Genomic DNA, 17,458 nt, shown 5'->3' with positions numbered 1-17,458 from the left:
ACCGCGCTAGGCCGCGAGCGCCGCGTCGACCAGCGCCTCGGCCGTCCGGCGGCCCGTGCCCTCGGCGCCGTCCGCGCAGCGCTCCGGATGCCATTGCACCCCGAGGGCGAACGGGTGGCCGGGGACCTCGAGCGCCTCGATCAGGCCGTCGGGCGCGGTCGACGTCACGCGCAGGCCGCCGCCCAGCCGGTCGACGGCCTGGTGGTGCTCGGAGACGACGGCGGGCGCTGTGCCCAGGAGCCGGCGCGCGAGCGTCCCGTCGCCGGTCGCGATGTCGTGCGCATCCCGATGGTCGAGCGCGTCGAAGCCGGACGCCGGCAGGTCCTGGTGCAGCGTGCCGCCGCCCAGGACGTTCAGCAGCTGCGCGCCGCTGCACACGCCGAGCACGGGCAGGTTGGTGGTCAACGCGTGGCGCAGCGCGGCGAGGTCGCGCAGGTGGCGCGTGAGGTCGGTGCGCAGCGTGTGCGGGCTGACCGGCTCGCCGTAGAGGCTCGGGTGGATGTCGGTCTCGCTGCCGCCGAGCACGAGCGCGTCGGCGCCGGCCAGGTCGAGCCCGGCCTGCTCGCCGGTGAGCGTCCGGACGCGCGCGCCCGCGCCCGCCAGCCACGCCTCGTAGGGCGCCGGGTCCTCGCGGCCGAGCAGGAGCACGACGGTCGGCCGCTCGTCGGGCGCGCCGGCGGCCGCGTAGGCCTCCAGGAACACGGCCCGCGCGCGGGAGACGCGCTTGCGCGCCGCGTCCTCGTTGAGGTCCAGCAGCTCGCCGACCTCGCGCAGCGACAGCCCCGCCTCGAAGCGCAGCAGCAACACCAATCGCTGGTGCGCGGTGAGCTGGCCGAGCGCGTCGCGCAGCCGCGGGTCGCGCGCGGCCTCGTCCGCCGAGCCGCCCGGATCCACGAGCCCGGCGTGCAGCGGGACGTGCTCGCGCCGGCGCCGGCGCCGCAGCTCGTCGAGCGCCAGGTTCGTCGCGGTGCGGTGCAGCCAGGCGCGCAGCACCGGCGCCTCGGCGCCCTGCGGGGCACGGCGCCACGCGCGCGCGAACGTCTCCTGCCGCAGGTCCTCCGCGGTCTCGCGGTCACCGACCATGCGGGTCAGGCGCCGCGTCAGCGGCCCGGTCTGCTCGGTGAGGATCGCGTCGAACGTCATCGCACCTCCTGGTGACGTTCGAGCGCGATCAGACCGGACACGCCCCGGATTCTACGGCGGCGGAGCAGGCATCCGAACGGGCGCGCGCCGCGTAGTAGCCGCCGTGGCTCTCCCGAATCCGACGACGGACCCGCGCGCCGCCGAGACCGCCCTCGCGGTGGCCCTCGGCGGCGCGATCTGCCCGGTGCCGTTCGTCATGTCGGCCGCCGCGCTGAGGATCGCGGCCCCGCGCGCGACCCGCCGTGCCCGGATCGCCTGCGCGATCGCGGCGACGACCATCGTCCTGCAGGCGGCGGCGCTCGTCGCCGCGGCAGCGCTGCTCCTGACCTAGGACGGCCGCGCGCGTCCGGTTGCCAAGGGCGCGCCCGATGGACCACAATCCGCGCTGTGCTCCTCGTCGCGTTCGCGATCTTCGTCTTCGCCGTCGTGATCTACGCCTACGCGGTGCGCGCGCTGGACGAGCCCGCCGGCACGCGGTGGCTCTGGTTCGCATCGGTCGTCGCGGTCAGCTGCGCCCTGGCGATGACCAGCTCTCACGCGATCTCGACGCTGGACAAGGCCTTGGCGTGGCTCGTCACCATCGGCCTCGTCGGCTGGTCGGCCGAGGCGCGCGAGCGGGCCGGCGGCGACAGCTCGTAGCCTCCGGCGGATGCCCGCCGCCGACGCCTGCGTCTTCTGCGACATCATCGCCGGCACCGTCCCGGCGTCGATCGTGTACGCCGACGAGGACCACGTCGCGTTCCTGGACCGGCGGCCGCTGTTCGAGGGGCACACGCTGCTCGTCCCGCGGGCGCACGTCGTCACGCTCGCCGACCTTCCGCCGCACCACGTAGGCCCGTTCTTCACGGTGGCCCAGAAGCTCTCGGCCGCCGTCCCGCCGGCCATGGGCGCCGTCGGCAGCTTCGTCGCCATGAACAACGTCGTCAGCCAGTCCGTCGCGCACCTGCACTGCCACGTCGTCCCGCGCAACTTCAAGGACGGGCTGCGCGGCTTCTTCTGGCCGCGCACCAAGTACGTCGACGACGCCGCGCGTGATGCCGTGGCCGCCAAGATCGCCGAGGCGCTGGACCGGGAGGACTAGGGTCGAGGCATGTCCTCCACTCCGTTTCGCGCCGGCCTGCAGATCCCGAGCTTCAACCTGCCCGGCGCCGAGCCGGCGGATCTGCTCGAGCGGCTGACCGCGATCGCCCACACGGCGGAGAGCTCCGGCTTCGACGCGCTGTACGTCATGGACCACCTGCACCAGATCCGCGGCGTCGGGCCGGAGGAGCACTGGATGCTCGAAGGCCCGACGACGCTCGCGGCGCTGGCCGGCCGCACCAGCCGCATCCATCTCGGCCTCATGGTCGGCGGCATCACCTACCGCAATCCGGCGCTGCTGGCCAAGATCACCACCACGATCGACGTGCTCTCCGGCGGCCGCGCGATCCTCGGCATCGGCGCGGCCTGGAACGACAGCGAGCACCTCGCCTACGGCTACGCGTTCCCGCCGCTGAAGGAGCGCTTCGAGCGCCTCGAGGACGGCCTGCAGATCTTCCACGCGATGTTCACCGAGGAGCGCGCGACCGTCCACGGCACGCACCACAGCGTCGAGCAGGCCTACAACAACCCGAAGCCGCTGCGCGGGGACATCCCGACCCTGATCGGCGGCTCGGGCGAGAAGAAGACGCTGCGGATGGTCGCCCAGTACGCCGACGCGTCCAACGTCTTCGGCGACGTCGAGAAGATCAAGCACCTGATGGGCGTCCTCGACGCGCACTGCGCCGACGTCGGCCGCGACCCCTTCGAGATCGCGCGCACCAAGCTCGCGACCCTGCTGATCGGCGACACGCACGAGGCCGCCGAGGCCAAGGCCGACGCGCTGCGCGAGCACATGCCGGCCGACATGTTCGACCGCATTGTCCTGTGCGGCGACCGCGACGGCCTGGCCGAGCAGATCGCCGCCCACCGCGCGGCCGGCCTGACCGGGCTCATCGTGAACATGCCCGAGGTCCACGACCTCGAGCAGGTCCAGGCCGCGGGCGCGATCCTGGCGACGGCACTGAGCTAGTTGTCGCTCTTGGGGATCCCGCGCACGACCACGCGCGCGAGATAGGCGGCGAGCGCGTCCGGCTGCCACTGGCCGGGCTCCTCCAGCTGCACCCGGAAGCCGAGCTCGGCCAAGGCCACCAACATGCGGCCGAGCAGCGCGGTCTCGCGGTCGGGCAGCGGCGTCCAGGCCGCGAGCACCTCGCCCATCCGGCGCTCCCAGTGCTCGCGGCCGCGCTCGATGCGGTTCTCGCCGTGGCGCTGGAGGTAGATGACGCGGAACGCGTCGGGCGCCTCGACGACCGCGCGCAGCAGCGCGGCGAGGCCGAAGCGGAGCAGGTCCTCCTTGTCGCCCAGCGCGCCCGGGGTCGGGACCGAGTCCTCGACCATGTGCCACAACTTGCGCTCCTCGCGCGCCATGAGCTCGTCGAAGAGCTCCTCCTTGGACGCGTAGCAGGAGTACAACACGGGCTTCGAGACACCCGCCGCGTCGGCGATCGCCTGCATGGAGACAGCCTCGTAGCCGTCGCGCCCGAAGAGCGGCAGGGCGGCGTCCAGGACGAGCGGCCGTCGCAGCTCCGGCCCCAGATGCGCCGCCCGTGCGCGCGTCACGGCGACTAGGCGATCCGCATGCCCGAGATCGCCCGGGCGATGACCAGCTGCTGCATCTCGCTGGTGCCCTCGAAGATCGTGTAGATCTTGGAGTCGCGGTGCCAGCGCTCGACCGGGTACTCGCGGGTGTAGCCGTTGCCGCCCATGATCTGGATCGCGCGCTCGGTCGCCCAGACCGCGACCTCGCCGGCCTTCAGCTTGGACATCGAGCCCTCGGCGTTCTCGAACGGGATGCCGTTGCGGGCCATCCACGAGGCGCGCCAGACGAGCAGGCGCGCGGCGTCGAGCTCCATCTTGATGTTGGCCAGCGCGAAGGCGATCGACTGGTTCTCGATGATCTTCTTGCCGAACTGCTCGCGCTCCTTGGCGTAGTCGAGCGCGTACTCGTAGGCGGCGCGGGCGATGCCGAGCGCCTGGGAGCCGACGACCGGGCGCGTCGCCTCGAAGGTCTGCATCGCGGCCTGCGTCTTGCCCTTCTTGCCCTCGCGGACGCGGGCGAGGCGCTCGTCGAGCTTCTCCTTGCCGCCGAGCAGGTTGCGGCCCGGGATCCGGCAGTCGTCGAGGTGGACGTCCGCGGTGTGCGAGGCGCGCAGGCCGTGCTTCTTGACCTTCGCGCCCTGCTCGATGCCCTCGGTCGCGATCGGGACGATGAACGCCGCGTGGCCGCGCGAGCCCAGCTCGCGGTCGGTCTGGGCGATCACCACGTGGACGTCGGCGATGCCGCCGTTGGTCGCCCAGGCCTTCTGGCCGTTGAGGACCCACGTGTCGCTGGCCTCGTCGTACTTGGCCGTCGTGCGGATGTTGGAGACGTCGGAGCCGGCGTTGGGCTCGCTCGCGCAGAACGCGGCGACCTTGACGTCGTCCTCGGTGCCGTAGCACTGCGGGATCCACTCCATGACCTGCTCCCACGTGCCCTGGCCGGCGATCGCCGCCGCGGCCAGGCCCGTGCCCATGATCGCCATGCCGATGCCGGCGTCGCCCCAGAAGAGCTCCTCCTGGACGATCGGCATCGTCAGGCCGCTCGGGTCGGCGGCGAACTGCTGCAGCGACTCGAAGCCGTAGAGGCCGATCTTCGCGGCCTCCTGGATGATCGGCCACGGCGTCTCCTCGCGCTCGTCCCACTCGTGGGCGGCGGGGCGGACGACGCCCTCGGCGAAGCCGTGGACCCATTCGCGCATGTCCTTCTGATCCTGCGTCAGCGCGAGCGTGAAGGTCGGCTCGGCGGGGGTCTCGGTGCTCTGGGGAGTCTCGACGGTGCTGGCCATGGCACCGAAGCTACCAGGAAGTAGGAACGGGAGCGTTCAGTTGTCCGCGGCGAACCGCGACGAACGGCTAGCCGTGCGGGAAGACCCAGCCCGCGAGCGCGACGAACTGCACGGCCGCGGCCAGGATCACGAGGACGTGGAAGACCTCGTGGAAGCCGAAGGTCTGCGGCCACGGGTTCGGGCGCTTGGTCGCGTAGACGACGGCGCCGAGCGAGTAGAGGAGGCCGCCGACGGCGAGCAGGACCAGCGGGGCGATGTCGAGGCGGTCGACCATCTGCGGCAGCGCGAAGAGGGAGACCCAGCCGAGCGCGAGGTAGCAGAGCGCGCTCAGGACGCGGGGCGCGGTGATCCACGCGACCGACAGGATCACGCCGCCCAGCGCGCCGACCCAGACCGCGACGAGGATCGCCCAGCGCAGCGTCCCGTGCATCACCAGCAGCGCGACAGGCGTGTAGGTCGCGGCGATGAAGACGAAGATCGTGGAGTGGTCGATGCGGCGCAGCAGCGGCCGCCAGCGCGGGTTCCAGCGCCAGCGGTGGTAGGTGCCCGACGCGGCGAACAGCCCGCACAGCCCGCTGCCGTAGACGACCGCGCCGACGCGGGGCGTGCCCGCCGGGACGACCGCGGTGAGCACGATCGCGGCGACCAGCGCCGCCCAGAAGGCGTAGGCGTGCGAGACGCCGCGCAGCAGCGGGCGGAGCTCGTCCTCGATGACGGCGCGCGTGGTCATGGTGCGTCGAGCACGGTACCGGCGCCGGCGCCGCGCCCCGCGAATCCGGGGGATAGCCCCCGATCTCGCGTGGCGGCTAGGTCGTCGTGTCGGGCAGGTGGCGGCCGACGACCGCGACGACGATGCCGCGCGGCACGTCCGGGTCGCTGCCGTCGGAGACGTGGAGGTAGATGCGCGCGATGAACTGCGCGCCTGACCCGGAGCCGAGGCCGATGTGCGGCCCGACCCAGAGCTTCGGCGACCCCGGTCCGGACAGGAAGAACGAGTAGTCGTCCTCGTAGCGCTTGCGGGTCGTCTCGGCGATGTCGGGCTTCCACTGCGTGATGCCGTGCTCGGCGGCGGCCTGGCCGAGCGACTTGCCCATGTCGCCCTGCGCGTACCGGGCCGCCAGCGCGTCCAGCCCGCGCAGCGTGCGGAGCACGAGCCCCGGCCGGCGGAACGGCGACTCCGACGCGGTCTCGAACGCCTTGGGGGCGAAGACGAGGTGCTTGCTCTCGGCGGCGGCGCGCTCGACGGCTTCGAGGACGGTGGCCGGCGGGACCTCTTCGGCCTCGGCGACGACCGTGCCGTCCGCCGCCTCGGCGCCCTCGGCGTCCACGCGCGCCAGCAGCTGCGTGAGCTCGGCGATCGTGCGGCGGTCCTGCTCGCGCTCCGTGCGCAGGCGCTCCATGCGGTCGTGCAGCTCGTCGCGCGCGTGCTGGGTGGCGGCGACGTCGACGAGCGCGCGCTCCATCTCCTCCAACAACTCGGTCTCGGCGGGCGGCGCGTCGGCGGACGCGGCGGCGGCGGCGCGCAGCTCGGTGGCCTCGGCCTGGAGCGCCGCGAGCTCGCCGCGGGCGCTGTCGCGCTCGCGGGCTACCGCGTCGCGGTCGGCCTCGGCCGCGGCGCGGGCGTCGTCGGCCTCGTCGCGCTTGGCCCGCGCGACCTCCTCACGGCGCTTGAGCTCCGGGATCTTCTTGGCCTCGTCCTCGAGCTTGCCGGCGCGCAGCTCGAGCTCCTTCTCCCGAGCCGCGAGCTGCTCGTGCGCGGCGAGCGCCTTCTCGATCACGACGCCGAAGATCGCGTCGTCGATGCCCGACTCGTCGAGCATCTTGTCCCACGAGCCGAAGACCGCCTCGACCTCCTCGGCGGTTGGCCAGCCGGAGTCCGGGTCGAAGTCCTGCGGCTCGGGCGCGTAGCCGGTCAGGCCGGTGAAGCGCCAGGTGGCGTGCATGATCTCCAGGCGGTCCAGCGCGTCCCTGGTCGCCGCCCACCAGTGGGCGTCGCCCTTGGGCGCTGGTCGCTCGTCCATGCGCAGCCCGAGCTCCTCGAGCGCCTGCTCGGCGGCCCGGCGCGCGTAGTACTCCTGACGCAGCTGCGCGGTGGTCGGCTCGGCGGACTTCTTAGGGCGCGCGGGACGTGCGGGCTTCTTCTTCGCCACGCGGCGGAAGGTATCGGGTACTCCTACGACATGAGCCCTGGATACGACGACGATGACGACTGGGTCGGGACGCCGCCGGAGGGGCACGTCACGCGCGACCGCTCCGACCCCGCGAGCTGGCGGCGCAACTGGCCCGCGCAGACCGTCGTGTACGGGTTGATCGGCGTCGGGATCGTGGTCGTCGTGGTGCTCGCGCTGGTCGCGAGCTAGGGGAACGCTGGCCCAGGGGGCCAGGTTCCCTTGCGGGTGTTCGCCCAGGGGGCGAAACCCGCGGCTGGACGTGGATGCACGCCGCTAGTTCACGGTCGGGTCGACCGGCATCCGCGCCAGCAGGCGGAACTGGCCGCCCTTGCGCTGCAGCACGCTGCCCCAGAGCTCGCCCGGGTCCTCGGCGAAGACGTCCGCGGCCAGCGCGGGCTCGACGATCCAGTCCTCGCGCTCCAGCTCGGCCTCCAACTGGCCGGGGCCCCAGCCGGTGTAGCCGGCGTAGACGCGGCGGCGAGCCGTCGCGGACCCGAGGCGCTCCAGGCCGGTGCGGTCGGAGACGAGGCCGACGGCGTCGACCACGAGGTAGGCCGCCTCGGCCGGGTCCTCGAACTCGGCCAGGACGACGATCGACGCGGGCTGGACCGGGCCGCCGACGTAGACGAGCTCGTCGGGGTCCATGACGCCGTCGAGCTCCGGGACCGCCTCGACGACCTCGGTCTCGCTCGGCCGGTTCAAGACGATCCCGAGCGCGCCGTCCTCGTCGTGGTTGGCGATCGCCACGACGGTGCGCGCGAAGTTCGGATCCGACATCGCGGGGGAGGCGACGAGCAGCTGCCCTTCGAGGAAGCTCATGGGGCCCCTCATGGTGCCAGGGTCGAGATCGGCCATCGGAAGGGCGGCTACCCGAGGTGGTCCGCCCCCGAACGGTGGCTCTAGAAGCAGGGGCGTTGTACACCATGTCCGTTGGTGGACATTCCGCGACGTCCCAGCGAAATCAAGACACGACGAACGAAATTCCGGTCCATCCCTACTCAAGCTTGAGTTGCGGTGCGGGCGGCGTGTTTGTCTCCGATCAGACGGGGAAGACCCGAAGCCTGGTGTCCAGTCAGACAATGACCTCTCGTCCACTGATCTCGATCCTCGACGCCGACCCCGAGATGGGGGCGGGTCTGAGCGGGGATGCCCGGGATCTCGCGCGCCGTCACGCCGTCGCCGTCGTGCACGCGCTCCCCACCGGTCCGTTCGAGTTCCCCTCGCCCAACAGCGAGAGCGCGGCCCCGGCCGTGGGGCTGCTCGTCCTCGACGGCCTGATCACGCGCGACGTCGAGCTGGCGAAGCGATCTACCACCGAGCTGCTCGGCCAGGGCGACGTGATCCGGCCCTGGGACGACGAGACGTCGCTCGACCCGCTGCCCGGCTCGATCACGTGGGCGGTCCTCGAGCCGGCGCGCGTCGCCGTGCTCGACCGGCGCTTCGCGGCGGTCGCCGGACGCTGGCCGACGATGCTCGACACGCTGATCGGCCGCACCGCGCGCCGCTCGCGGCAGCTGGCGGTGCAGCGCGCCATCGCCCAGGTCCCGCGCGTGGACGCCCGCGTGCTGGTGCTCCTGTGGCTCCTGGCCGACCGCTACGGCCGCGTGTCGCCGCAGGGCGTGCGCGTCCCGCTGTCGCTCACGCACGAGACGATCGGCAAGCTCGTCGGCGCGCGGCGCCCGTCGGTGACGACGGCGCTCGGCGTGCTGACGCGCCGCGGCCTGGTCGAGCGGACCGACAACGGCTGGCTGCTGCACGGCGACCCGCAGGAAGCGCTGCCGGAGCTGCTCTAGGGCTCTAGCCCAGCAGTCCCTGAAGGACCGTGGAGAGGCTGCGTGGGTCGACCCCGTGGCGCTCCTCGAACTTCTTGCGGTCGCCCTCGTCCGTGAGCGCCAGGACCAGCTCCTCGCGTGAGGCGCCGGCGCGGCAGGCGGCGGTGTCGAGGAGCTCGAGGGCGCGATCCTGGATGAAGCCCTCCAGGCCGCCGGTGCCGGGCAGGCTGCGCTGCTCGCACGGGTCGCGGATCGTCACGGCCTCCGGGGCCGCGACGTGGTGCGCGGCGACGTAGGCCAGCGGGAGCGCGGCGGTCGTGGCGGCCACGCCGACCAGCGCGGCGGTCCAACGTCCGCGCGGCAGGACCGCCGCCGCCGCGAGCAGCGCGAGCGCGCCGGTCACCAGGAACGCCGTCCGGAACGCCTCGCCGACCGCGAGCACGAGCGTGTCGTCGGTGCGGTGGGCGAGGTCGTCGTAGGCGGGCCGGTCGTCGGCCGGGATCGTGCTCTCGCCCTTGCGCAGCGCTTGCCGGAGGCCGTGGCGCGGCTGGTCGTCGTCGACGCCCGCGAGCAGGTCAGGCGCGAGGCGCAGCTTGTCGGTCGGCTTGAGCTTGGCGTCCAGGACGACGGCGACCCCGCGCTCCTTGGCGCGGTCGGTCGAGGTCGTGAGGTCGTGCGAGACGATCGGCGCGAGCACGATCAGCGCCAGCGCGATGCCGACGTGGCGCAGGACCAGCAGGCGCGACGCGTCCTGCGGGTCGCGCTCGGGCAGCAGCTCGCCGCCGAGCGCGGGGAGGGCGAGGCCCATCCCGAGGCCCGCCGCGGCCTGCGGCGCGAACGTCCACGGCAGGTGCGCGTCGGGCAGGAACGCGAGGGCGAGCACGCCGGCGCCGACGAGCGCGCAGCCGGCCGCGGCCCGGGCGCGGGCGTCGCCGCCGATGCGCGAGCCGATCAGCGCGCCGGCCGGGATGACCGTGACGGTCGCGGCGGCGGCCAGCGGCGAGGCGTCCCAGCCGGCGACGAGCAGCAGCACGAGGAGGAAGAGGACGGCCGTCAGGGCGGCCGAGACGAGCGCGAGCGCGGCGGCGGGCCCGAACGTGATCCGCAGGCCGCCGGCCGGCACCGGCAGCGGACGCGTGTCGCGGCGCGGCTCGCGCAGCGCGGCCACGGCGGCGAGCGCGGCGACCGGCGCCTGGAAGTAGAAGATCGAGCGCCACGAGAACGCCTCGGTCAGCGCGCCGCCGAGCGCGGGGCCGATCGCGGTCGCCAGGACGGCGGCGCCCAGCCACAGGCGGCGCCCGCGCTCGCCGGCGGCGCCGCCCGGCTCCAGCAGCGCGAAGGCCGCGACGAGCGCGGCCGCGCCACCGACGGCCTGCACGCCGCGGGCGGCGAGCAGCACGCCGAGCGAGTCGCTGGCGCCGGCGGCGAGCGAGGCGAGCGCGAACAGCGCCAGGCCGCCGCCGCCGGTGCGCGGCGCGCCGATCGTCCGCTGCAGGCGCTCGACCGGGATGAGCGCCGCCGCGAGCACGACGGTGTAGACGCCGAGGACCGCCGCGACGCCCTCCACCGAGGTGTCCAGCTCGCGCAGCAGCTCGGGCAGCGCGAGCGTGACGATCGACGCGTCGGCGAGGGCGAGGCCCGCGGCGACGGCGAGCAGGGCGTGGCGGAACCGCACGTGCGCCACAGTCTGCCGGGCCGGGCCGGCGCCCGTGGGGGATCGCTTGCCGACCGCAGGTCAGGAGGCGGGTACGCTGGCCGCGTGCCCGACGGACCGGCCTACCGACGCCTCGACGTCGACGCGCGGCGGGCGCAGCTGGTCGCGCTCGGCGAGCGGCTGTTCACGTCGTCGTCCTACTCCGAGCTGTCGATGGCGCGCATCGCCCGCGAGGCCGGGATCTCGAAGGCGTTGCTGTACCACTACTTCCCGTCCAAGCAGGCGTACTTCGAGGCGACGCTGCAGGCGGCGGCCGAGGAGCTGCGGGCGCGCACCGAGCCCGACGCGTCGCTGCCGCCGGTCCAGCAGCTGGAGCGCAGCCTCGACGTCTATCTCGGCTGGATCGAGGAGCACAGCGAGGCCTACAACAAGCTCATCATCACCGCCGGCGAGGTCGCGGAGGTCCGCGCGCTGGTGGAGGAGGTGCGGGCCGCCACCGCCCAGCGCATCCTCGGCGGCGTGCTCGGCGACGGCGCGCCCGTCCCGCCCGGCGCCCGCACCGCGGTCCGCGGCTGGCTGTGGTTCATGGACGGCGCCTGCCTGGACTGGATCGCCCACGGCGACCTCACCCGCGACGAGCTGCGCCGCCTGCTCATCGGCACGCTCGTCGGTGCGCTCATGGCCTCCGGCGACCACGAGCTCGTCGCCGCGCTGACGGCGTCCTAGGTCTCGTCGACCGCCGCCAGCCGCCACGGCAGCTCGGCGTCGTCGCTCAGCCCGAACGTCCAGCGCTGCGTCGTCTGCTGGTCGCGGCCCTTGGAGCCGGCGACCACCGCCGCGGTGTCGCGGTCCTCGACGTAGCGCCGGCCGTCCAGCGTGACGACGGCGGTCATCGTCGCGGGCGTCGCCGCCGCGTCGACCGCGACGATCTGCAGGCCGACCACGCGCGCCCCGCGGACCACGACGCGGGTGCTCCCCTCGGCGCCACCGTTGGCGTACAACAAGGTGTCGATGGCGTCGCGGTCGGCGATCGCCTCCAGCGCGTCGTCGGCGCCGTCGATGGCCTCCACCCACGCCTCGACCGCGCGGCGCGCCGCGATCTCCAGCACGTCCGGCGCGAAGCGGCCGTCGGCCAACGAGAGGTCCAGCGCGGTCGCGCGCGCGTCGGCGTCGACGACGGCCGGCGCGATCTCGGCGACCGCCACGCCGGCGGGCACCGCGTCGGCGACCGCGCCCTCGATCAGCGCCTGGTCGGCCACGCGCGCGTCTCCCCACGGCACCGCGATCAGCTCGGACTCGAGGTGGTGGCGGCCCTCGACCTCGGACTCGATCGACAGCAGCCGCCAGCGCTCGCCGGGCGGATGCAGCGTCCACCACTCGGTCAGCGACGTCGTGGCGTCGCCCTCGCCCTTCTTCATCACCATGTTGCCGCGGGCGTCGACGACGTAGTCCTGCAGCGAGGCCGAGATCCGGACGACCACGCGGTCCTCGTCCTCGCCCTCGCGGTTGATCAACCCCATGTACTCGACGTCCGGCGCGCGCAGCGGCTCGCACTTGTTGCGCCAGCCCTTGCGCCGGAAGTCCTCCAGCCGGCGGCGCCACTCGACCATCAGGTCGTCGCCGACCATCTGCGACAGTGCGTCGATGTCGTTGGCCGACCAGTGCCGCTGGATGTCGATGAACAGCGCCGCCGCGGCGGTGCGCACGGTCTCGGGGTCGAAGTCGGCGTCGTCGCCGGCCGCCTCCGCGGCCGCCAGCTCGGTCGCGCGCACGCGCCTGGCGCGCCGCTTGCGGTACTGCGCGGCCTTCAGCCCCGAGAACACCAGGAAGATGACCACGGCGACCAGGATCACGAGGAACAGGAACGGCGAGCCGCCGCCTGCGCCCGCGCCCCCTGCGCCGCCGAAGCCGCCGCCCCCGCCGCCACCTCCGCCGCCACCGCCCCCGAATCCGGAGGAGCCACCGCCCGCGGCGGCCACGATCGTCCCCAGCAATCCATTCATCGGACTCGGAGGCTACGGGTACCACGAGGGCAACCACCAACCCAAGGGAGGGGAGGTCTCGATGTCCACCGGACTCATCATCGCGATCGTCATCGTCGCGATCGTCGTACTCGCCCTGATCGCCTTCGTGCTACCGCGCTCCCGTGCGCGTGCTCGCGAGCGCCAGGTTGTCCGTCGTCGCGAAGAGGTCGCCGGCGCCCACCGCGAGGTCGCGTCCGAGCGCATGGCCGCCGCCGACCGCGCCGACCGCGAGGCCCGCGCCCAGCGCGCCGAGGCCGAGCTGCACGAGTCGCGTGCGGCGCTGCACGAGGAGGGCCTGGCCGACGACGACCTGTCCGAGGAGCACCGGCGCTTCGTGCGCGACCGCGACGGCGACGGCGTGGCCGACGGCGACGAGGTGACCGACCGGCCGCGCGGCGCCTAGGCGGTCCGGCTGCGCAGCTCGGCGAGCGCGCGCCGCTGACGTGCGAACACGAACCGCACGATCCGCTGGCGTTCGCGCTCGCTGAGCCGCTCCAGCCGCAGGCCGCGCAGGCCCCAGTCCTCGTCGGCGCGCACCACGCGCGCCAGCAGGTCGATCAGGTCCTCGTCGGAGTCCAGCTCGAACCGCAGACGCAGCCGGTCGCCCTCGCCCAGCGCGTCGGCCCCGGCGACCAGGACGCCGCCGGCCGACACGTTGCGGGTGAAGCCGTTGAGCCACCCGACCTTGAAGCCGTCCGGGATCATCGCAACCGGCCGGACGAGGTCGATGCGCGTGTCGTCACGCCGCTGGGCCTCGCGCCGCGGAGCCAGCGGGACGACGGCTTGAAGGAAGTGCAGGAGGTCCTCGCGGACGCGTCCGCCGGCGCCGGGGACCGCGAGCAGCGTCCCGTCGACGCGGTCGTCGCCGGCCAGCGGCACGATCGTCGCCTTGCGGCGGTGCAGGAAGCGCGCCGGGACGCGCGCGTCGGCCGCCACGACGGCCAGCTCGGCGGCGCCGGTGACCGCGCGGACGACCACGGCCTCGAGCGTCGCGACCTGGGGCACGAGCACGCGCACGCGCTCCTCCTGCTGGCCCCTGCGCAGCCCGATCATCTTCCCGGTTTGATCGAGCGCGGACGGCTCAACTTGAGCCCGCGCTGCACGCAAGCGACCATTGTCACTAGCACGCTTCGCGGGCGGGTACCCTATAGGCATGGCGAAGACGCAGCGAGAGCGGGACCAGGCCGCGCGTGAAGCGAAGCTCGAGCGGATCAAGGACCAGGTCGACAGTGGCGACCTGACCATCCGCAAGATGAGCGACGAAGAGCGCGCCAAGTGGGCGAAGCACCGCGAGGAGACCGAGACGACGGCCAGCCCCGCCGATCGCCGCCGCGCCGCGGCGGCGCAGCGCCGCCGGCAGCGCCGCGCTGCCCGCACGCCCTGATCGCCTGACGGGCGACGCCGGCCGCGTGAGGACGTCCGCGGCCGCCGCACCGTCAAGCCGGCGAGCGCGGCGACCCGCGCGCTAGGGTCCGGCGCGCCATGAAGCTCGCGACGTTCCTGCTCCCCGGCGCCGACGCGCCCCAGGCCGGCGAGGTCCGCGGCGGCGCGGTCGTCGCGTTCGATGACGACGCGTCCGTGCTCGACCGCCTCGCCTCCGGCGACCGCACGCCCGCTGCCGGCGCCCAGCACGCGCTCGCCGACGTGCGCCTGCTCGCGCCGGTCCCGCGCCCGCGCGCGATCTTCGGCGTCGGCCTCAACTACGCCGCGCACGCGCGGGAGACCGGGCAGACGCCGCCCGAGGCGCCGATGATCTTCATGAAGCTGCCGTCCAGCGCCGCGGCGCCCAACGGCGACGTCGCGGTGCCGGCGGCCGCGGCCGCCCGGCTGGACTACGAGGGCGAGCTGGCCGTGGTGATCGGCGCCGGCGGCGCGGTCGCGGGCTACGCGGTCGCCGACGACCTGAGCGCGCGCCACCTCCAGAAGCGCGAGAAGCAGTGGACCCGGGCCAAGGGCTTCGACAACTCCGCGCCCTACGGGCCGTGGATCACGACCGCCGACGAGGTCGCCGATCCCGAGGCGCTGCGGCTCAGGACCTGGGTCAACGGCGAGCTGCGCCAGGACTCCTCGACCTCCGACCTCATCTTCGGCGTCGAGCGGATCGTGGCCTTCCTGAGCGAGACCTGCACGCTGCAGGCCGGCGACCTGATCCTCACCGGGACGCCGTCGGGCGTCGGCCAGGCCCTCGACCCACCCCAGTTCCTCGCCTCCGGCGACCGCGTCCGGATCGAGATCGAGCAGCTCGGCGCGATCGAGCACACGATCGCCTAGCGGCGCCGCGCCATGTGACAGACTGCCGCGCGATGTCTCGCGCCCCATTCGCCCCGTTCGCTGCGCTCACCCTGTCGCTGGCCCTCGCCGCTGCCTCCGTCGCGCCCGCCGCGGCCGGCGCCGCGACCAACCCGTGGCTGGAGAAGCAGCCGCTCAACATCGCCCACCAGGGCGGTGAGGACGAGTTCCCGTCCAACACCATGTTCGCGTTCCGCTCGGCGCTGAAGGCCGGCGCCGACATGCTCGAGCTCGACGTCGGGGTGACCAAGGACGACCAGGTCGTCGTCATGCACGACACGACGCTGGACCGCACGACCAGCGGCAAGGGCACGATCGCGTCGCACACGCTCAAGCAGGTCGAGAAGCTCGACGGCGCCTACTGGTTCCACGCCGCCGACGACGCCTACCGCCACGACCGCTCGGCCAAGTCCTACACCTTCCGCGGCGTCGCGACCGGCAAGAAGAAGGCGCCCAAGGGCTTCGCGGCCGCCGACTTCCGCGTCCCGACGCTGAAGGCCGTCCTGAAGGCGTTCCCGGACACTCCGATCAACATCGAGATCAAGGGGCGCACGAAGGCCGAGGCGGTCGACGAGTACCTCCAGAACGCCGAGGTGCTCGGCGCGCTGTTGAAGAACAACCCGCGCCGCGACCTGATCGTCGTCTCCTTCAAGCAGGAGGCGGTGGACAAGTTCCACGAGATCGCGCCGAAGATCCCGCTGGCGCCCGGCATCGGCGGCAGCGCCGACTTCCTGCTCGGCGGCAAGTCGCCCGGCCCGGGCGTCGTCGCCTTCCAGCTGCCGATCACCTACGAGCTCAACGGCACGACGCTGAACGTCACGACGGCCGCCAACGTCGCCAACGCCCACAAGGCCGGCTACGCCTGGCACACGTGGCTCAGCGACGACGGCGAGTCGCCGGCGACCTGGACCAAGCTCATCGACTGGTGCGTGGACGGCGTCATGACCGCCCAGCCGGTGAAGTTCGAGCAGGTGCTCGAGAAGCACCAGCGCCCCGCCAGCTGCGCCGGGTAGCCGCCGGCCGAAGTTCGGCCGGCGCCGAAGCGTCGGCGCTCTAGCCTTCCGGGCATGGACGTCGACCTTCCCGCCGTCGCCGCGCTGATCGCCGATCCGTCGCGCGCCGCCATGCTCGACGCGCTGCTGTCGGGCGGGCGGCACAGCGCGCGCGAGCTGGCGGTCGCGGCCGGGATCGCGCCGTCGACCGCGACCGAGCACCTCGACCGGCTGGAGCGCGGCGGGCTGGTCGTGACCGAGCGCGTCGGGCGCCGGCGCGAGGTCCGCCTCGCCGGGCCGGAGGTCGGCCGCGCGCTGGAGGGGCTGGCCGCGATCGCGCCGCCCAAGAAGGTCACCGGGCTGCGCGCCTGGCACCACGGCGAGGCGCTGCGGGCCGCGCGCTCCTGCTACGACCACCTCGCCGGCCAGGCGGGGGTCGCGCTTGCCGACGGGCTCGTGCGCTCGCAGATCCTGCGCGCCGGCGACGGCGCGTTCGCGCTGACCGACCGCGGCGCGGACCGGCTCGCCGACTTCGGGCTCGACGTCGAGGCGATCCTCGGCGCGCGGCGCGCGACGGCGCGCGCCTGCGTGGACTGGTCCGAGCGCCGGCCGCACGTCGGCGGCGCGCTCGGCGCGGCGCTGCTGACGGAGATCCTGGACCGCGACTGGGTCGCGCACGCGCCGGCGGCGACGGGCGCCAAGGCGACCCGCGGGCGCGTCCTGCGCGTCACCGACGCCGGCCGCGCGGGGCTGCGCGACCAGCTCGGCGTGCGCCTCGGCGGCTAGTGGTGCTCGATGACCCGGTCGATGAGGCCGTACTCGACGGCCTCGTCGGGCTTGAAGAAGCGGTCGCGCTCCATGTCGTTGTGCACCTTCTCGAGCGGCTGCCCGGTGTGCTCGGCGTAGATCTCGTCGATCCGCGCACGCGTCTTGATGATCTCGCGCGCATGGATCTCGATGTCCGAGGACTGGCCCTCGAAGCCCGACGACGGCTGGTGGATCAGGATCCGCGAGTTCGGCAGCGAGAAGCGCTTGCCCTTCGCGCCGCCCATCAGCAGCAGCGAGCCCATCGACATCGCGATCCCCACGCACATCGTCGACACGTCCGGCTTGATGAACTGCATCGTGTCGTAGATCGCCAGGCCGGCGTAGATCGAGCCGCCCGGGGAGTTGATGTAGATCGAGATGTCCTTGTCCGGATCGGCCGACTCCAGGTGCAGGAGCTGCGCGACCACGAGGTTGGCGACCTGGTCGTCCACGGCGGAGCCGAGGAAGATGATCCGCTCGTTCAGGAGCCGGGAGTAGATGTCGTACTCGCGCTCGCCGCGGGCGGTGCGCTCGATCACCATCGGGACCATGGGCATGAGCAAGACCCTAGCGGTCCGTTCATCGCAGCCGTTCGCCGCGGGTGAACGGCGTTCGTCGGCGCGTCACGCCCCGGAGTCGTAGGACGACAGAACAGCGGCACAGGAGCGCGGCGGGGATGACGTGCTCCAACGGTTCAGGGA

22 protein-coding genes are annotated in these 17,458 nt (G+C 73.6%); 12 read left to right on the top strand and 10 right to left on the bottom strand.

Annotation, left to right across the window (positions count from 1 at the left end; translation table 11 throughout):
• Positions 1–6: 6 nt before the first annotated feature.
• Entirely contained in the window at positions 7–1,143 is a 1,137-nt protein-coding gene (locus DSM104299_RS25765) for a sigma-70 family RNA polymerase sigma factor (protein WP_272474531.1), read from the bottom strand.
• Positions 1,144–1,246: 103 nt separating this feature from the next.
• On the opposite strand from DSM104299_RS25765, the gene DSM104299_RS25760 reads away from it, so the two are divergent.
• From DSM104299_RS25760 to DSM104299_RS25745, 4 genes are read left to right on the top strand one after another with little or no spacing between them, the layout of a single operon-like run.
• The gene (locus tag DSM104299_RS25760; protein ID WP_272474530.1) at positions 1,247–1,474 is read left to right on the top strand and encodes a hypothetical protein; all 228 of its coding nucleotides are present in this window, start codon (positions 1,247–1,249) and stop codon (positions 1,472–1,474) included.
• Positions 1,475–1,530: 56 nt separating this feature from the next.
• Positions 1,531–1,782 carry a hypothetical protein gene (locus DSM104299_RS25755; RefSeq protein ID WP_272474529.1) on the top strand — a complete coding sequence of 84 codons (252 nt, stop codon included), beginning with the start codon at positions 1,531–1,533 and terminating at the stop codon, positions 1,780–1,782.
• Positions 1,783–1,792: 10 nt separating this feature from the next.
• On the top strand, positions 1,793–2,224 hold the full coding sequence (locus DSM104299_RS25750) for an HIT family protein (RefSeq protein WP_272474528.1): 432 nt from the start codon (positions 1,793–1,795) through the stop codon (positions 2,222–2,224).
• 9 nt (positions 2,225–2,233) lie between these two features.
• Positions 2,234–3,193: an LLM class F420-dependent oxidoreductase gene (locus DSM104299_RS25745; RefSeq protein WP_272474527.1), complete on the top strand. Its 960-nt coding sequence runs from the start codon at positions 2,234–2,236 to the stop codon at positions 3,191–3,193.
• Here the strand turns inward: DSM104299_RS25745 and DSM104299_RS25740 are convergent.
• From DSM104299_RS25740 to DSM104299_RS25725, 4 genes are all read right to left on the bottom strand, one after another.
• The gene (locus DSM104299_RS25740) at positions 3,190–3,783 is read right to left on the bottom strand and encodes a TetR/AcrR family transcriptional regulator (RefSeq protein ID WP_272474526.1); all 594 of its coding nucleotides are present in this window, start codon (positions 3,781–3,783) and stop codon (positions 3,190–3,192) included. The two genes, DSM104299_RS25745 and DSM104299_RS25740, sit on opposite strands and share 4 nt — an antisense overlap.
• Before the next feature lie 5 nt (positions 3,784–3,788).
• Positions 3,789–5,048: an acyl-CoA dehydrogenase family protein gene (locus DSM104299_RS25735; protein ID WP_272474525.1), complete on the bottom strand. Its 1,260-nt coding sequence runs from the start codon at positions 5,046–5,048 to the stop codon at positions 3,789–3,791.
• A gap of 67 nt (positions 5,049–5,115) precedes the next feature.
• Positions 5,116–5,778 carry a PAQR family membrane homeostasis protein TrhA gene (gene trhA / locus DSM104299_RS25730; protein WP_272474524.1) on the bottom strand — a complete coding sequence of 221 codons (663 nt, stop codon included), beginning with the start codon at positions 5,776–5,778 and terminating at the stop codon, positions 5,116–5,118.
• A 76-nt stretch (positions 5,779–5,854) separates the two neighbouring features.
• A complete protein-coding gene (locus tag DSM104299_RS25725) occupies positions 5,855–7,198 on the bottom strand; it encodes a coiled-coil domain-containing protein (RefSeq protein WP_272474523.1) in 1,344 nt (447 codons plus the stop codon).
• Positions 7,199–7,228: 30 nt separating this feature from the next.
• Between DSM104299_RS25725 and DSM104299_RS25720 the strand changes: the two genes are divergently transcribed.
• Positions 7,229–7,408 carry a hypothetical protein gene (locus DSM104299_RS25720; protein ID WP_272474522.1) on the top strand — a complete coding sequence of 60 codons (180 nt, stop codon included), beginning with the start codon at positions 7,229–7,231 and terminating at the stop codon, positions 7,406–7,408.
• Positions 7,409–7,492: 84 nt separating this feature from the next.
• Here DSM104299_RS25720 and DSM104299_RS25715 read toward each other — a convergent pair whose 3' ends face one another.
• Positions 7,493–8,038 (bottom strand): YqgE/AlgH family protein, encoded by a 546-nt coding sequence (locus DSM104299_RS25715; RefSeq protein ID WP_272474521.1) that lies wholly within the window; start codon positions 8,036–8,038, stop codon positions 7,493–7,495.
• Positions 8,039–8,298: 260 nt separating this feature from the next.
• Between DSM104299_RS25715 and DSM104299_RS25710 the strand changes: the two genes are divergently transcribed.
• A complete protein-coding gene (locus tag DSM104299_RS25710; protein WP_272474520.1) occupies positions 8,299–9,012 on the top strand; it encodes a Crp/Fnr family transcriptional regulator in 714 nt (237 codons plus the stop codon).
• A gap of 4 nt (positions 9,013–9,016) precedes the next feature.
• On the opposite strand, the gene DSM104299_RS25705 is transcribed toward DSM104299_RS25710, so the two are convergent.
• The gene (locus DSM104299_RS25705; RefSeq protein ID WP_272474519.1) at positions 9,017–10,666 is read right to left on the bottom strand and encodes an MFS transporter; all 1,650 of its coding nucleotides are present in this window, start codon (positions 10,664–10,666) and stop codon (positions 9,017–9,019) included.
• 84 nt (positions 10,667–10,750) lie between these two features.
• On the opposite strand from DSM104299_RS25705, the gene DSM104299_RS25700 reads away from it, so the two are divergent.
• The gene (locus DSM104299_RS25700; protein ID WP_272474518.1) at positions 10,751–11,371 is read left to right on the top strand and encodes a TetR/AcrR family transcriptional regulator; all 621 of its coding nucleotides are present in this window, start codon (positions 10,751–10,753) and stop codon (positions 11,369–11,371) included.
• Here the strand turns inward: DSM104299_RS25700 and DSM104299_RS25695 are convergent.
• The gene (locus tag DSM104299_RS25695) at positions 11,368–12,648 is read right to left on the bottom strand and encodes a TIM44-like domain-containing protein (protein WP_272474517.1); all 1,281 of its coding nucleotides are present in this window, start codon (positions 12,646–12,648) and stop codon (positions 11,368–11,370) included. The two genes, DSM104299_RS25700 and DSM104299_RS25695, sit on opposite strands and share 4 nt — an antisense overlap.
• A gap of 61 nt (positions 12,649–12,709) precedes the next feature.
• Between DSM104299_RS25695 and DSM104299_RS25690 the strand changes: the two genes are divergently transcribed.
• Positions 12,710–13,072, top strand: coding sequence for a hypothetical protein (locus tag DSM104299_RS25690; RefSeq protein ID WP_272474516.1), 363 nt, complete (start codon positions 12,710–12,712; stop codon positions 13,070–13,072).
• Here DSM104299_RS25690 and DSM104299_RS25685 read toward each other — a convergent pair.
• The gene (locus tag DSM104299_RS25685; protein ID WP_272474515.1) at positions 13,069–13,722 is read right to left on the bottom strand and encodes a PilZ domain-containing protein; all 654 of its coding nucleotides are present in this window, start codon (positions 13,720–13,722) and stop codon (positions 13,069–13,071) included. The genes DSM104299_RS25690 and DSM104299_RS25685 overlap by 4 nt on opposite strands.
• Before the next feature lie 100 nt (positions 13,723–13,822).
• Between DSM104299_RS25685 and DSM104299_RS25680 the strand changes: the two genes are divergently transcribed.
• The 4 genes from DSM104299_RS25680 (at position 13,823) to DSM104299_RS25665 (ending at position 16,736) form a co-directional block, all read left to right on the top strand.
• The gene (locus DSM104299_RS25680) at positions 13,823–14,053 is read left to right on the top strand and encodes a hypothetical protein (protein ID WP_028076370.1); all 231 of its coding nucleotides are present in this window, start codon (positions 13,823–13,825) and stop codon (positions 14,051–14,053) included.
• A 98-nt stretch (positions 14,054–14,151) separates the two neighbouring features.
• On the top strand, positions 14,152–14,940 hold the full coding sequence (locus DSM104299_RS25675; RefSeq protein ID WP_272474514.1) for a fumarylacetoacetate hydrolase family protein: 789 nt from the start codon (positions 14,152–14,154) through the stop codon (positions 14,938–14,940).
• Positions 14,941–14,972: 32 nt separating this feature from the next.
• Positions 14,973–15,971 carry a glycerophosphodiester phosphodiesterase family protein gene (locus DSM104299_RS25670; protein ID WP_272474513.1) on the top strand — a complete coding sequence of 333 codons (999 nt, stop codon included), beginning with the start codon at positions 14,973–14,975 and terminating at the stop codon, positions 15,969–15,971.
• A 54-nt stretch (positions 15,972–16,025) separates the two neighbouring features.
• Positions 16,026–16,736 (top strand): ArsR/SmtB family transcription factor, encoded by a 711-nt coding sequence (locus tag DSM104299_RS25665; RefSeq protein ID WP_272474512.1) that lies wholly within the window; start codon positions 16,026–16,028, stop codon positions 16,734–16,736.
• Here DSM104299_RS25665 and clpP read toward each other — a convergent pair.
• Entirely contained in the window at positions 16,733–17,314 is a 582-nt protein-coding gene (gene clpP, locus DSM104299_RS25660) for an ATP-dependent Clp endopeptidase proteolytic subunit ClpP (protein WP_272474511.1), read from the bottom strand. The genes DSM104299_RS25665 and clpP overlap by 4 nt on opposite strands.
• Between the last annotated feature and the right edge of the window lie 144 nt (positions 17,315–17,458).

The sequence above is a fragment of the Baekduia alba genome (genome assembly GCF_028416635.1).
Taxonomy (GTDB): Bacteria; Actinomycetota; Thermoleophilia; order Solirubrobacterales; family Solirubrobacteraceae; genus Baekduia; species Baekduia alba.
Note: the sequence above shows the minus strand (reverse complement) of the source record. Positions and strands in the feature narration are given on the sequence as shown.

Bases quoted from the DNA above. Each gene is read 5' to 3' on its own strand.
- DSM104299_RS25765 (WP_272474531.1), bottom strand. From the start codon at position 1,143: ATGACGTTCGACGCGATCCTCACCGAGCAGACCGGGCCGCTGACGCGG.
- DSM104299_RS25750 (WP_272474528.1), top strand. From the start codon at position 1,793: ATGCCCGCCGCCGACGCCTGCGTCTTCTGCGACATCATCGCCGGCACC.
- DSM104299_RS25745 (WP_272474527.1), top strand. From the start codon at position 2,234: ATGTCCTCCACTCCGTTTCGCGCCGGCCTGCAGATCCCGAGCTTCAAC.
- DSM104299_RS25735 (WP_272474525.1), bottom strand. From the start codon at position 5,048: ATGGCCAGCACCGTCGAGACTCCCCAGAGCACCGAGACCCCCGCCGAG.
- trhA (WP_272474524.1), bottom strand. From the start codon at position 5,778: ATGACCACGCGCGCCGTCATCGAGGACGAGCTCCGCCCGCTGCTGCGC.
- DSM104299_RS25720 (WP_272474522.1), top strand. From the start codon at position 7,229: ATGAGCCCTGGATACGACGACGATGACGACTGGGTCGGGACGCCGCCG.
- DSM104299_RS25715 (WP_272474521.1), bottom strand. From the start codon at position 8,038: ATGAGCTTCCTCGAAGGGCAGCTGCTCGTCGCCTCCCCCGCGATGTCG.
- DSM104299_RS25710 (WP_272474520.1), top strand. From the start codon at position 8,299: ATGACCTCTCGTCCACTGATCTCGATCCTCGACGCCGACCCCGAGATG.
- DSM104299_RS25695 (WP_272474517.1), bottom strand. From the start codon at position 12,648: ATGAATGGATTGCTGGGGACGATCGTGGCCGCCGCGGGCGGTGGCTCC.
- DSM104299_RS25690 (WP_272474516.1), top strand. From the start codon at position 12,710: ATGTCCACCGGACTCATCATCGCGATCGTCATCGTCGCGATCGTCGTA.
- DSM104299_RS25685 (WP_272474515.1), bottom strand. From the start codon at position 13,722: ATGATCGGGCTGCGCAGGGGCCAGCAGGAGGAGCGCGTGCGCGTGCTC.
- DSM104299_RS25680 (WP_028076370.1), top strand. From the start codon at position 13,823: ATGGCGAAGACGCAGCGAGAGCGGGACCAGGCCGCGCGTGAAGCGAAG.
- DSM104299_RS25675 (WP_272474514.1), top strand. From the start codon at position 14,152: ATGAAGCTCGCGACGTTCCTGCTCCCCGGCGCCGACGCGCCCCAGGCC.
- DSM104299_RS25670 (WP_272474513.1), top strand. From the start codon at position 14,973: ATGTCTCGCGCCCCATTCGCCCCGTTCGCTGCGCTCACCCTGTCGCTG.
- DSM104299_RS25665 (WP_272474512.1), top strand. From the start codon at position 16,026: ATGGACGTCGACCTTCCCGCCGTCGCCGCGCTGATCGCCGATCCGTCG.
- clpP (WP_272474511.1), bottom strand. From the start codon at position 17,314: ATGCCCATGGTCCCGATGGTGATCGAGCGCACCGCCCGCGGCGAGCGC.